The following is a 13,247-nucleotide window of genomic DNA, read 5'->3' on the forward strand; positions in this document are numbered from 1 at the left end:
GCTCTATTTTTTACTACATTTCAAAATCCCCTTCATTTGATTTTTTAATCAAAATAGCCAAAAGTTATTTTCTCAACGCTAATAATAACTTTTTTGCCTAAAAGGTATTAAATCGGTACAATGATTTAATACTGGCAGAATGTTTGAAGGAGCATTGATGAATAGCACTAAATTTTACTCCCTTTATTCAGGTATCTTTTTTCTGTTTTTCGGCTACGGTTTATTTCTAAATTCAGCAGGGATCAAACTGGCAGAAATGGGGATAACGGACATCATCATCGGTTTACTTAACGCTGCTTTCTTTATTGGGGCGGCATTAAGCACTATTTTTGCTCACCGCATTGTATCAAGTGTTGGGCATATCCGTTCATTTAGCGTTTTCTGTGCTGTTTTTGCTATCGCCGCTCTCGGTCATATTATGATTGATACTTTGTGGATCTGGGGCGTATTACGAATTATTTTGGGATTCTGTCATTATAGCTTGCTGCTTTTAGTCGAAAGTTGGTTAAGCGAAAAAACCAATGTCGATACCAGAGGCAAAGTGCTTGCCACTTATAACATTATCTTCTATCTCGCCTTTATTTTAGGCGTAAGTTTATTAAGTTTAGAACTTAGTAGCCGAAACATTTTTATCTTATCTACCATTTTGGTTGTGATGTCGATGATCCCAATTGCTTTAACTAAAATGGTTCAGCCTGATATTCCGGCTCGAGAGCGCATTAGTATTCCTAAACTATTTGCGATTTCACCGTTAGCCTTAGCAACCAGCTTTATTAGCGGAATGTTGGTAAACGGCTTTTTTACAATGGCGTCAGTCTTTCTGCTGAAGTTTAGCTTTTCATTAAGTGAAATCTCGCTTTATTTGATGATCTCGATGATCGGTGGTTTTATCAGCCAAATGCCGATGGCGATATTATCGAATCGTATTGGCAGACGTAACGCCATTTTAGCTTGTTCAGTGATTGCCACTTTAACCGCACTTGCCGGATTATTTGCAATTTTCCAAGAAAATTTGACCGCTTGGGGACAGTATATTATCGCCTTTTTCTTTGGCTGTAGTCTGTTTAGCTTATATGCTTTGAGCATTGCCCGTGCCAACGATGAATTGCCGAATAATATGAACACGGTTGAAGTAAGCAGGGGTTTACTGTTTTGCTATGGTGTGGGGGCGTTAGTTGCTCCACCGCTTATCGGTTTTGCGATGAGCCTTTCCGCTGAATATGGCTTTTATGCACTTTTTGGACTGTTCTCACTTAGTTTATTTATTTGTGCTTTCCGCACCAAATCAATTCCGAAAGCGGAACGAGCAGAGATGCAATATGCTACCCCAATTGCAACCGCAAGCCCACTTGAAGAAATTGAAATTGTTGAGGACGCACTTATTCCATTTGATGAAGAAGCGGTACAAGAGTACCAGGCTCAGCTTGAAATACTTGAACAAGATCCACAAACAGAAAATGAAAATATTGAGCTTGATGAAGAGGCCGCTGAAAACAGCAAAGTTTAATTTTTCTTTGTTTTATGCTAGAATTTCAGTGCTTTTATTCCCCACTTGTAAGGGAAATAATAAGCAAATTGCAAAATTTTAATCAAAAAAGACCGCTTGTAGGCGGTTTTTTCATTCAAACAACACAAGTAATCTCTCGTATGGATTACCACTGTAAGGATTTATTATGCCAATTATTACTTTACCGGACGGTTCACAACGTTCATTTGACAACCCAGTTTCTGTAATGGAAGTTGCCCAATCTATCGGGGCAGGTTTAGCGAAAGCCACCATTGCCGGTCGTGTAAACGGTGAACGCCGTGATGCGTCTGATATCATCAGCCAAGACAGCGCACTTGAAATCATTACTGCCAAAGACGAAGATGGTTTAGAGATCATTCGCCACTCAACCGCTCACTTGTTAGGTCACGCCATCAAGCAATTATTCCCAGACGTTAAAATGGCTATCGGCCCGACTATCGAAAACGGTTTCTACTACGATATCGATTTAGACCGCTCTTTGACTCAAGAAGATTTAGACGCTCTTGAAAAGCGTATGTTAGAGCTGGCAAAAACCAACTATGACGTGGTAAAACGCCCGGTAAGCTGGCAAGAAGCTCGAGATACCTTTGAGAAACGTGGTGAGCCATACAAAATGGCGATTTTAGATGAAAATATTGAACGTACGGCAACGCCTGCGTTATATCACCACGAAGAATATATTGATATGTGCCGTGGTCCACACGTACCAAATATGCGTTTCTGCCACCACTTCAAATTACAAAAAGTAGCGGGTGCTTACTGGCGTGGCGACAGCAAAAATAAAATGCTACAACGTATTTACGGTACAGCTTGGGCTGATAAAAAACAATTAGCCGAATATTTACAACGTTTGGAAGAAGCGGCAAAACGTGACCACCGCCGTATCGGTAAAGCGTTAGATTTATACCATATGCAAGAAGAAGCACCGGGTATGGTGTTCTGGCACAATGACGGCTGGACGATTTTCCGTGAACTTGAAACTTTTGTGCGTACCAAATTGAAAGAGTACGATTACCAAGAAGTAAAAGGTCCGTTTATGATGGATCGTGTGCTTTGGGAAAAAACCGGACACTGGCAAAACTACGCAGATTTAATGTTCACTACCCAATCGGAAAACCGTGAATATGCAATTAAGCCGATGAACTGCCCGGGTCACGTTCAAATCTTTAATCAAGGCTTGAAATCTTACCGTGATTTACCGATCCGTATGGCGGAATTTGGTTCGTGTCACCGTAACGAGCCGTCCGGTTCATTACACGGCTTAATGCGTGTGCGTGGTTTTACCCAAGATGATGCACATATTTTCTGTACTGAAGAACAAATCGAGTCAGAAGTAACCAGCTGTATCAAAATGGTGTACGACATTTACAGCACCTTCGGTTTTACTAACATTGCAGTAAAACTTTCAACCCGTCCGGAAAACCGTATCGGTGATGATGCAATGTGGGACAGAGCAGAAGAAGGCTTAGCCAACGCCTTACGCAACAACGGACTTGAATATGAAATTCAAGAAGGCGAAGGTGCATTCTACGGGCCGAAAATTGAGTTTGCATTGCGTGATTGCTTAGGACGTGAATGGCAATGTGGCACGGTGCAACTTGACTTCGCTCTACCGGGTCGTTTAGAAGCCTCTTATGTAGCAGAAGATAATGGTCGCCGCACACCGGTAATGATTCACCGTGCGATTTTAGGCTCGATCGAACGTTTCATCGGGATTATCACCGAAGAATATGCCGGTTTCTTCCCAACTTGGCTTGCCCCAACCCAAGCAGTGGTAATGAACATTACCGACAGCCAAGCAGATTATGTGCAACAAGTGGTGAAACAGCTTTCTGATGCAGGCATTCGTGTGAAAGCAGACTTACGCAACGAAAAAGTCGGCTTCAAAGTGCGTGAGCACACCTTACGCCGTGTGCCTTATATGTTGGTTTGCGGTGATAAAGAAATCGCCGAAGGTAAAGTGTCTGTGCGTACCCGTAAAGGTGCAGACTTAGGTACTTACCTCGTTTCAGACTTAGTTGAAATTCTAAAAAACCAAATTAAGGCTCGTGAGTTGAAATTATTAGGCGAAGAGTAATAACATAAATAAAAGCAGCTACCTTTCTGACATAATCGAGGGGTAGCTGCTTTTTTATTAGAATAGGAAAATGATTAATGCCCACTTAACACTTTTGCCGGTTCTAATTTAGCGGCTCGGTTGGCAGGGTATAAGCTGGCAAAAAGGCTTAGGATAATCGTGGCCGCCAATACATAGACGACATCTTGCCAATGTAATTCACTTGGTAAGAAATCAACAAAATAAACTCCGTCTGAAAGCAATTTCACCTCAAAGAATGCTTCAATCGCTTTGATAATAGCGGTTAAATTTAGCGATAAAATCACACCTAAAATCAGCCCGAATAACGCCCCTTTCATACCTGAAATTAAGCCATACCATAAGAAAATGCGGCGGATAAAACCGTTATTTGCACCAAGTGTTCGTAAAATCGCAATATCGCCCTGTTTGTCTTTCACCGCCATAATCAAGGTGGAAATAATATTAAAACAGGCAACGCCAATTACCAGAACCATTGCAATGTACATCACGGTGCGAATCAGCTGAATATCGTTATACATATAACCGAATTTATCGATCCACGTATTCAAATAAAGCGGTTGGGTATAGCCGTTCAGTTGTGGCATTTCAAGCTGTTGTACATCAAACGGATTGGCAAGGCTGATTTCAAGTCCTGACACTTCATTCGCTTGGTATTCCATCAGCTCTTGAGCTTTATTCAGTGGAATTAAGGCATAACTGTGATCCAGCTGCCCATCTAGCCGCAAAATGCCGGTTACGTTTAGGTTAAAACGCAAGGGCTGGGCTAATTTGCCGTCTTCTGTTGGCTGAGGAATTAAAAGCGTAACTTCGTCTCCTGCCTCAACTTCTAACGCTTTGGCAATACCGGCTCCTAAAATCAAGCCATCTTCATCGGCTTGAAATTGCTGATTGAACGCTTGCCATTGCTCGGGTGGAATAAATTGGCTTAATTGGCTGGCCTGATCTTGCTTTTTAGGATCAACCCCTCGCACCTGGGCGATTTTAAGCTGAGCCCCATTTTCAATTAAGGCGGTAAAGCTCACGAAAGGGGAACTAGCGGTCACATTTTGCGATTTTTTTACCAATGCCTCTAATTTTTTGCTATCAAAAATCGGCTGAGGCTGATTGCCTTGAAACGAAACTAATTCTGCGTGCGGCACAACCGAAAGTACACGATTATTCAGCTCTCGCTCAAAGCCGTTCATTGCACTTAGCCCGATAATTAATACCGCAACCCCAAGGGCAATCCCGATGTTGGAGAAGAGGGCAATTAGTGAAACCAGTCTGTTTTTCTGTTTGCCCCGTTGGTAACGCCAGCTAATGAAAAACGGCGTACTCATAAGCTCCCCTCGCTTAACACGCCATCTCGCATTACAAGACTACGTGAAAGTTTATTCGCTAGATTTAAATCATGCGTTACTAATAAAAACGCAATGTTCTGCTCTTGGTTGAGCTGTTGAATCAGCTCAAAAATGCTTTCAGTGGTTTTTTGGTCTAAATTACCGGTCGGTTCATCGGCAAGTACCAGAGCCGGATTATTAACCAACGCTCGGGCAATCGCCACCCGTTGGCGTTCGCCGCCTGAAAGTGCTGATGGGCGATGTGTCATTCGATGAGCTAATCCGACCGCTTGTAGCATTTTCTCGGCACGATTGACAGCTTCAGTTTTGTTCTGTTTGCCGATCAGCATCGGCATCATCACATTTTCAAGGGCGGTAAAGTCTGCCATTAAGTGATGAAATTGGTACACAAAGCCTAAGTTTTGGTTACGCAATAACGCTAATTTGTCTGAACTGAGCTGTTGCAGAGATTGCCCTCGAATCCAGACTTCACCGGTGCTTGGCTGATCTAGCCCGCCTAATGTGTGCAATAGGGTGCTTTTGCCGGAACCTGAACTACCGACAATCGCCACCAGCTCACCTTCGTTCATCGAAAATGACACCTCTTTTAGCACCTGAACTTTCTGTTCGCCCTCATCGTAAAATTTGCTGATATGTTCACAGCGAAGTAATTCTGTCATTTTATTTCCGTTCTTATTATTTATTATTCATATCTTAATGCCTGTGCCGGCTCAATTTTTGAGGCTCGGTATGCCGGGTAAAGTGTGCAAAGGAGTGAAAGAAGCATCGACACCCCAACAATAACCGCAATTTGCGAGCCTGAAATTAAGGTAGGCAGATGTATGCTCGGGTTTAATTGCTGGATAATCTGATCTAAATTGTAGGCGATCAATACGCCGAGCAAACCACCAATAATCGAGCCAATTACTCCGACAATCGCCCCTTGGAACACAAAAATCTGCATCACTTGTTTTTTGGTTAAGCCTTGGGTTTGTAAAATTGCAATTTCGCCCTGTTTGTCTACCACCATCAAACTGAGTGAAGTCACAATGTTGGAAATTGCAACCACAATAATCAGGCTGATGAGTAAGCCCATCATATTTTTTTCCATTTTCACCGCTTGGAAAAATTCGCCTTTTTGCTCACGCCAATCACTGATTTGGTAGCGTTCTGCATCGAAATATTGGCTAAGTTCGGTAACTTGGAAAGGATCTTGCAAATATAAACGTACGCCTTGTACTTGATCTTCGCTGATGCGAAGCAAACGCCCGACATCAGCTAAATTAGCAAAGAGGGTAAATTCGCTCGCTTCACGATTAGATTGATAAACGCCCGAAATTTCAAACAAACGCTGTACCGGCACTCGCCCAAGTGGCGTATATTGGCTGTTTTCAGTGATCATTAAGCGGAGCTTATCGCCTACCGTAACGTTCAATTTATTGGCTAAACGAGAGCCAATTACTACCTTAAATTCACCGCTAGGCAATAATGCGGGGATATTTTCCGCCACTAACAACGGATCGTCTGTGGCATTTTCCACGCCGATTAACTGACCGGCGTTAATGCCTTGTGAACTTTGGATAATCACATTCGCACGGTTAATCACCACACTTTGCTTGGCAAATTCAGGTAGAGCCAGTTTTTCACCTTTGGCAAAATGCCCCTCTTGAGGGGTGATGATAGCGTGCGGCAAGGTGGATAGCAGATTGGTTTTCTGCATATTTTCCAAACCGTTCATAACCGACAGCACAATCACCAATGCCATTACGCCCAGCACAATGCCAAGGCTGGCAAGATTGGTGACTAACCGCCCGAAACGGTCAGCACTTTTCGATCTAAAATAGCGAAAAGCAATAAAAAAAGGGGTTAAATTCATCTGTTTCTTTTAAAAATAATAGATACTACGGGTGGATATATCGGTCCGTCCCTATGGAGTTTACCACTATCTCCCCTTGTGGGAGAGAGACCGAAAAATATTTCGTTCAGAAATATTTTTCAGAGAGAGGGGGTATTTGCAAAATTCTGATGAAAAATACCCGCTTGTTCCCTCTCCCTGATTTTTCTTCTGAATGAAGAAAAATCGTCCCTCTCCCATAAGGGGAGAGGGTTGTTCGAAACGGTAAATTGAAATCTAAACAATATCTTATGGTATCTACAAATTATTTACCTGTTTCTACAAACTCTTCCATATTTTGTGTTACTTTGTTCACTAGCGTTGTGACCGCAGAGTCGCTTGCCCACGCAACGTGTGGTGTAATCAGTAAATTTGGTAAACGTTTTGCTGCTAACATTAAAGGGTTGTCTTTTTCAGGCGGCTCTTTCACTAAAACATCTAACGCAGCGCCGGCAATCTTGCCTTGCTCTAATGCCTCAAGCAATGCCTGTTCATCAATCAGTGGGCCTCGACCCGTATTGATAATATAAGCGGTCGGCTTCATTAAGGCTAAGGTTTCTGCATTAATCAGGTTTTGAGTCTGCTCGGTTAAAGGGCAGTGTAGTGAAATAATATCTGCTTGTTTGAATACCTCTTCAAAGGCGGTGTAGCCTTCTCGAATTTCAGTTGCGCCTTGATGTTCTGCAAAAATAACCTGCATTCCGACCGCTTGTGCCAGCCGTGCCACTTCAGCCCCGATGTTCCCTTTACCGAAAATGCCTAAGGTTGAGCCACGAACATCGTGAATCGGGTAATCTACATAGCAAAATTGCCCACAGGTTGCCCAGCGATCTGATGTAATTAAATCACGATGGTAATCGGCTAAGCGGTGTTTCAGGGAATAAATCATACCAATGACGTGTTCCGGCACGGTGACGGTGGAATAGCCGGTCACATTTTTAACTGCAATCCCTAACTCTTTTGCTGCTGCTAAGTCCACATTGTTCGTGCCGGTTGCTGTGATCGCAATTAATTTCAGCTTGGGTAATTTAGCCAGTAAATCACGTTGGAGCAGCACTTTGCTGGTGATGATAATATCCGCCTCTTTTACCCGCTCAAAAGTTTGGTCGGCAGAGGTGGTAGCATATTCTGTCCAAGTATGCGGAAAATTCGGGCGAGGAATCTCGTGAGTAGCAGGAATACCGGTACGGTCAAGAAAAACAATATTTAACATTATTTTCTCCTATTCTGTCTTTTTACATTTCTTACATCCCTTCTGAGCTACCTGAGCGTGTTTGAATGGGTAGGAAAATTTACTCTGAGCGAAGCGAATGTAAATTTTTCGTTAAACCCATTCACACTAAGCGAAGAAAAGTAGCGAAGTAGGGTCGCCTTTCTTTGCCTACTTTCTTTGGCGAAGCAAAGAAAGTAGGAAAGGATTTAATGCGGAGAAAGTTTATTTGGAAGTATCAATTTCTTCAAAGCTCTTAACCAACTCATCAATCGCTTTCATCTGTGAAACAAAGGCTTCTAATTTTGACAGCGGTAATGCAGATGGACCATCACATTTCGCCGAGTTTGGATCCGGGTGAGCTTCTAAGAACAAGCCGGCTACACCAATCGCCATACCGGAGCGTGCCAGTTCGGTTACTTGATCTCTGCGACCACCGGAAGCCGCACCGAATGGATCACGGCATTGTAATGAGTGAGTCACATCAAAAATCACCGGGCAACCTTTCGACACTTTTTTCATAATGCCGAAACCAAGCATATCCACAACTAGATTATCGTAACCAAAGTTTGTGCCACGGTCGCACAAAATCACTTTATCATTGCCACATTCAGCAATCTTTTCTACGATGTTCCCCATTTGCCCAGGGCTTAAAAATTGTGGTTTTTTGACATTAATAACCGCACCGGTACGGGCCATTGCTTCCACTAAATCGGTTTGTCGGGCCAAAAAAGCAGGAAGTTGAATCACATCAACCACTTCTGCCACAGGTTTACATTGGTAAATTTCGTGTACATCGGTAATGATGTTCACGCCAAAGGTTTGTTTTAATTCTTGGAAAATCTTTAAGCCTTCTTCCATTCCCGGCCCACGGTAAGAGTGGATTGAAGAACGGTTTGCTTTGTCAAAGGAGGCTTTAAATACATAAGGAACGTTTAGTTTTTGCGTGACTTCAACATATTGCTCACACACTCTCAGTGCCATATCTCGGCTTTCCAGCACGTTCATGCCACCAAAAAGGGTAAACGGCTTGTGATTCGCCACTTCAATATTGCCAACTTTTACAATTTTATCTGTCATAGGGAGTCCTTGTTTCTTATTTTACTGCCTAGCACGGCAAAGCCGTACTAGGTTAATCATAGCTCAGCCCCTTTGGGGCAGCTTCTCAGCTTAATGCACCAAACTTTCTTGGCTTTTTTGTTGTAGTCCTTTCACTTCCATTTTTAAAATTTCGGCAGAAGGATCTTCAGGGCATTGGTCAATGAAATAATTAATATCTTCTAATGCTGCTTGGTAGCAATCCATACTTGCCAGTACCATTCCTCGGTCTCTGATTTCGTACGGATCTTCCGGGCTAAATGCCAAGCGGTATTCAATCAAGCGTAAGGTTTCTTCATATTTGCCTTCACGGGTAAGTGCCATTTTAAACACAGTTTCGACCCTCTCCAGCAACTCTTGTGGTTCTGCCCGTCTTAATAAATCAGGGGTGACTTCGACCCCAAAGCCCATTTCACCCTCCAGCCATTTATTCAGCATTTCGATAGTGAGAAATTCACCGTTCCAGGGGTTGATAAAACGCACTTTAGTGGCTCCGTTCGGCTGGCGCATTTCAGCCCGTAGCACAAGTTGAGTCGGAAAATTAACCGGGTAAATCGGTAAATCTAATACCGCAGCTAAATAAAGCACCACCGCCCCAAGTGAAACCGGCATTCCACGCCGTTTGCGAATCACTTGATTTAGCAATAAATTTTCGGTGTGGAAATAGTCTTCATAGTAGCAATGAAAGCCCCATTCACGATAGACTAAATCAAGTAATTGGTTAATTCTCTCTTCATCGCCTTCGCCATTCACGTTATAGCGAGCTTTTTTCACCAACGCAGACATCTGACCAAACACTTGTTGCTCACTTACATTCCTATCAATGAGCGTAGTTAATCGTAAAATTTCACGATAAAGAAACTTTTTCAGCTCGGTTTCGCTGATGGTTACTTTCGGATCTTTCAACTCTTTTAACAATTCTTCAATAATATCGTCCATTTTCTGCCTTATTTTAAAATCGCTTTGGTTACTCGGTCATTGCCGGCATAATCTTGAGCAGTTTCCACCTGTTCCCACAAGTTTAAATCAAATAAATCACGAACCGCATTCCCCTGTTGCCAGCTGTGTTCGAGCATTAACGCCCCTTGTGGCTTTAAGTAAAGCGGTGCATTTTGAATAATTTTTTGCAAATCGCTCAATCCCTTATTATCGGCAACTAAGGCGGTTAAAGGTTCAAAACGTACGTCTCCCACCGTCAAATTTTCGTCTGCTTCATCAATGTAGGGCGGATTTGAGACAATTAAATCAAATTGTTGATTTGCCAGTGAACTGAACCAATCGCTTTGTAAAAATGTAACCTGATTTAAGCCCAAGTGTTGGCGATTTTCTTCTGCCAGTTGCACCGCCTCATTTTGGAAATCCACGCCGATAATTTGCGCTTTCTCACCTAATTCACTCGCCAGTGCCAACGCAATCGCCCCTGTGCCAGTACCGAGATCCAGAATTTGCAACATTTTCTGATTTTCTAACCGCTTGTTAGCATATTCCAACGCCAACTCAACCAATCGTTCCGTATCAGGGCGAGGAATGAGTGTTGCCGGTGAAACTTTTAACGGCAACGACCAAAATTCCCGATAGCCTAAAATATATGCCATCGGCTCACCTTTGGCACGTCGAGCTAATTTTTCCGCTAATTCCACCAGCTCACGTTCAGAAAGCACTGTTTCGGAAAAAGCAAAAATGGCCGATTTTGAGCGTTTTGTGACTGCTTGCAGCAACAAATTAGCATCAAATTTGGCGTTTAAAAACGGATCTTGCTCGGCATTTTCAAGGAGAGTCTGCTCAGCAAACCGAAACCATTGGGCATACGTTTTTGAAAAAATGTTTACCGTATGAAACTGTTCACAAACGAGTTCAAACTGCTCATCAATCGCCCGTTCAAGCTGTGCGTTAAAAAAATTTCGGTGCGTCCTTTCCCACTCACTGAAGGAATCCGCCCCCTCTAAAAGTGCAAACTTTTCATCAATTTCGAACCACTTTTTTCGCTCTATACAAGTTAATTCAATCATCACAACAGGACAATTTTGGCTGTCTAACACTATGTGTCGCTCACCTTTTTGCGGAAGAGGCTCATTGTCTAACTTATAAAAGCAATATCCAGAACAAGTAGCCGTCTTTATGCCAGCAAGCACAAGGTTGGCTAGGGTATTTGGTTTCTCCCCAAATTGCCATTCAGATAAAGTAACGTTATCAGTTTGCATGATATTTCAGTATTATCAGGATTCCTCTAAGATATAAACAAGCAGTCTAATTTTACAAAAAATTGGCAAAACCTAACCGCTTGTGACTTAATTTTGATCAGACAACGCCGCCAATTGATCCGCTTGATATTCAGTGATAATCGGTTGGATCAGCTCGTCAATTTTGCCGTTCATCACTTCGTCTAAACGATAAACCGTGAGGTTAATACGGTGGTCGGTCACACGCCCTTGCGGGTAGTTGTAGGTGCGGATTTTATCCGAACGGTCGCCTGAACCGAGTAAGTTACGGCGGGTATCCGCTTGCTCCGCGGCTTGGCGTTCCTGCTCGACTTGTACAATACGAGAGGCTAACACCGCCAACGCTTTAGCTTTATTTTTGTGTTGTGAACGCTCGTCTTGGCACTCGACCACAATCCCGGTCGGGATATGGGTAATCCGCACCGCAGAGTCGGTGGTATTAACGTGCTGACCGCCTGCACCCGATGAGCGGTAGGTGTCAATTCGCAGATCAGATGGATTGATTTCCGGCATTTCGCTTTCCGGCAACTCCGGCATTACCGCTACCGTGCAAGCAGAGGTGTGAATACGCCCTTGTGATTCGGTTTTCGGCACACGTTGTACACGGTGTCCGCCCGATTCAAATTTAAGCTGACCGTAAACGCCTTCGCCTGAAATTTTCACGATGATCTCTTTATATCCGCCTTGTTCGCTCTCATTTGCCGACATTTCTTCAATCCGCCAGCGTTTGCTTTCGCAATAACGGCTGTACATACGGTATAAATCACCGGCAAAAATACCAGCCTCGTCACCGCCCGTTCCGGCACGGATTTCAAGGAAGGCGTTGTATTCATCATTCGGATCTTTCGGCAATAATAAAATTTGTAAATGTTGCTCAAGATTCTCGATTTCGGCTTTATTTTCCGCAATTTCTTCCGCTGCCATATCCTTCATATCAGGATCATCGAGTAATAATTGAGCCTCTTCAATATCATTGTTCAGCTTTTTCCAGCGGTTAAAGGTGCCAACCACTTCTTCTAATTGCGAATATTCTTTGGAATAAGCACGGAATTTGTCTTGATCGGAAATAATTGAGGCATCGCCAAGTAACGCCTGTAGTTCTTCGTGGCGTTCACTTAAACTTTCTAATTTATTGATAATCGAATCTTTCATTTAAATTATCTCTTGCATATTAAGTAAGGCGAAAAATTTTTCGCCCCTACAGATTTTAAAAGGGTAAATAACTGACGGATTATAGCGGATTTCACGCTAAAAATCTTGTGTAATCTCAAGCCAATTTGCCAACATTTGTTGACCAAATTCAGTGATAAAAGATTCCGGGTGAAACTGCACGCCAAAAATCGGCAAATGTTGGTGTTTAAACGCCATTAACACATTTTGATCGCAAACTGCGGTTGGTACAAGCGGTGTATTTTGCAACGAATTTTGCAAAATGCCCCAAGAGTGATACAACCCAACTTTCAACTGCTTAGGCAAACCTTTAAATATGGGGTTAGGCTCAATTTGAGTGAGCGTGCGTTGCTGCCCGTGTCTAACATCGTTTAGGTTATACAACTTGCCGCCAAAAAACTCGCAAATCGTTTGATGCCCCAAGCAAACGCCTAGAATTGATTTGGTTTGATGATAACGCTCCAACATCGCAAAGGTTTGTAGATAGGCTCTCGGCACATCAGGGCCGGGCGAAATCAAAATATGGCTAAAATGCTCCACCTCATTGAGGTCAAGCTCTTCAACCAGCACCACTTTCGCCGGCACATCAAGCTTACGGAGTAAATCCACCAAGTTGAAGGTAAAAGAGTCGTGGTTGTCGATGATTAATAGTTTTTTTAGCATTTTATTATTTTCTTTAGTATTTCAAATCACCCCATATTTTTGTAGGGG

The 13,247-nt window shown here is 42.9% G+C and carries 11 protein-coding genes; 2 read left to right on the top strand and 9 right to left on the bottom strand.

From position 1 onward, the window contains the following. The first annotated feature begins 157 nt into the window (after nt 1-157). Nucleotides 158-1,507: an MFS transporter gene (locus tag EDC41_RS07495; RefSeq protein WP_020824230.1), complete on the top strand. Its 1,350-nt coding sequence runs from the start codon at nt 158-160 to the stop codon at nt 1,505-1,507. 166 nt (nt 1,508-1,673) lie between these two features. Next, nucleotides 1,674-3,605, top strand: a complete 1,932-nt coding sequence (gene thrS / locus EDC41_RS07500; protein WP_006252121.1) for a threonine--tRNA ligase — start codon at nt 1,674-1,676, stop codon at nt 3,603-3,605. 74 nt (nt 3,606-3,679) lie between these two features. Here thrS and lolE read toward each other — a convergent pair whose 3' ends face one another. The 9 genes from lolE to EDC41_RS07545 all read right to left on the bottom strand — a co-directional run bounded on the left by lolE (nt 3,680) and on the right by EDC41_RS07545 (nt 13,199). Continuing rightward, nucleotides 3,680-4,945, bottom strand: coding sequence for a lipoprotein-releasing ABC transporter permease subunit LolE (gene lolE, locus EDC41_RS07505; protein WP_006252120.1), 1,266 nt, complete (start codon nt 4,943-4,945; stop codon nt 3,680-3,682). Then, complete coding sequence (lolD, locus tag EDC41_RS07510) at nt 4,942-5,625, bottom strand: lipoprotein-releasing ABC transporter ATP-binding protein LolD (RefSeq protein ID WP_006252119.1); 684 nt, start codon at nt 5,623-5,625, stop codon at nt 4,942-4,944. Before lolD ends, lolE begins: the two co-directional genes overlap by 4 nt. Nucleotides 5,626-5,648: 23 nt before the next feature. Beyond that, nucleotides 5,649-6,821, bottom strand: a complete 1,173-nt coding sequence (locus tag EDC41_RS07515; RefSeq protein WP_006252118.1) for a lipoprotein-releasing ABC transporter permease subunit — start codon at nt 6,819-6,821, stop codon at nt 5,649-5,651. 283 nt (nt 6,822-7,104) lie between these two features. Then, nucleotides 7,105-8,052, bottom strand: a complete 948-nt coding sequence (locus EDC41_RS07520) for a 2-hydroxyacid dehydrogenase (RefSeq protein WP_006252117.1) — start codon at nt 8,050-8,052, stop codon at nt 7,105-7,107. A gap of 222 nt (nt 8,053-8,274) precedes the next feature. Then, the gene (gene kdsA / locus EDC41_RS07525) at nt 8,275-9,129 is read right to left on the bottom strand and encodes a 3-deoxy-8-phosphooctulonate synthase (protein ID WP_006252116.1); all 855 of its coding nucleotides are present in this window, start codon (nt 9,127-9,129) and stop codon (nt 8,275-8,277) included. A gap of 90 nt (nt 9,130-9,219) precedes the next feature. Then, nucleotides 9,220-10,086: a SirB1 family protein gene (locus tag EDC41_RS07530; protein ID WP_006252115.1), complete on the bottom strand. Its 867-nt coding sequence runs from the start codon at nt 10,084-10,086 to the stop codon at nt 9,220-9,222. An 8-nt stretch (nt 10,087-10,094) separates the two neighbouring features. Then, nucleotides 10,095-11,348, bottom strand: a complete 1,254-nt coding sequence (gene prmC / locus EDC41_RS07535) for a peptide chain release factor N(5)-glutamine methyltransferase (protein ID WP_006252982.1) — start codon at nt 11,346-11,348, stop codon at nt 10,095-10,097. Nucleotides 11,349-11,435: 87 nt separating this feature from the next. Further along, complete coding sequence (gene prfA, locus EDC41_RS07540; RefSeq protein WP_006252112.1) at nt 11,436-12,518, bottom strand: peptide chain release factor 1; 1,083 nt, start codon at nt 12,516-12,518, stop codon at nt 11,436-11,438. A gap of 96 nt (nt 12,519-12,614) precedes the next feature. Then, a complete protein-coding gene (locus tag EDC41_RS07545) occupies nt 12,615-13,199 on the bottom strand; it encodes an anthranilate synthase component II (protein WP_006249583.1) in 585 nt (194 codons plus the stop codon). Nucleotides 13,200-13,247: the final 48 nt, after the last annotated feature.

This window comes from Mannheimia haemolytica, from assembly GCF_004342115.1.
GTDB classification, from domain to species: Bacteria; Pseudomonadota; Gammaproteobacteria; order Enterobacterales; family Pasteurellaceae; genus Mannheimia; species Mannheimia haemolytica.

What these genes read in the sequence shown, in the direction of transcription:
- prmC (WP_006252982.1), bottom strand. Translation starts at nt 11,348, where the DNA reads ATGCAAACTGATAACGTTACTTTATCTGAATGGCAATTTGGGGAGAAA.
- EDC41_RS07515 (WP_006252118.1), bottom strand. Translation starts at nt 6,821, where the DNA reads ATGAATTTAACCCCTTTTTTTATTGCTTTTCGCTATTTTAGATCGAAA.
- lolD (WP_006252119.1), bottom strand. Translation starts at nt 5,625, where the DNA reads ATGACAGAATTACTTCGCTGTGAACATATCAGCAAATTTTACGATGAG.
- EDC41_RS07520 (WP_006252117.1), bottom strand. Translation starts at nt 8,052, where the DNA reads ATGTTAAATATTGTTTTTCTTGACCGTACCGGTATTCCTGCTACTCAC.
- lolE (WP_006252120.1), bottom strand. Translation starts at nt 4,945, where the DNA reads ATGAGTACGCCGTTTTTCATTAGCTGGCGTTACCAACGGGGCAAACAG.
- kdsA (WP_006252116.1), bottom strand. Translation starts at nt 9,129, where the DNA reads ATGACAGATAAAATTGTAAAAGTTGGCAATATTGAAGTGGCGAATCAC.
- prfA (WP_006252112.1), bottom strand. Translation starts at nt 12,518, where the DNA reads ATGAAAGATTCGATTATCAATAAATTAGAAAGTTTAAGTGAACGCCAC.
- EDC41_RS07530 (WP_006252115.1), bottom strand. Translation starts at nt 10,086, where the DNA reads ATGGACGATATTATTGAAGAATTGTTAAAAGAGTTGAAAGATCCGAAA.
- thrS (WP_006252121.1), top strand. Translation starts at nt 1,674, where the DNA reads ATGCCAATTATTACTTTACCGGACGGTTCACAACGTTCATTTGACAAC.
- EDC41_RS07545 (WP_006249583.1), bottom strand. Translation starts at nt 13,199, where the DNA reads ATGCTAAAAAAACTATTAATCATCGACAACCACGACTCTTTTACCTTC.
- EDC41_RS07495 (WP_020824230.1), top strand. Translation starts at nt 158, where the DNA reads ATGAATAGCACTAAATTTTACTCCCTTTATTCAGGTATCTTTTTTCTG.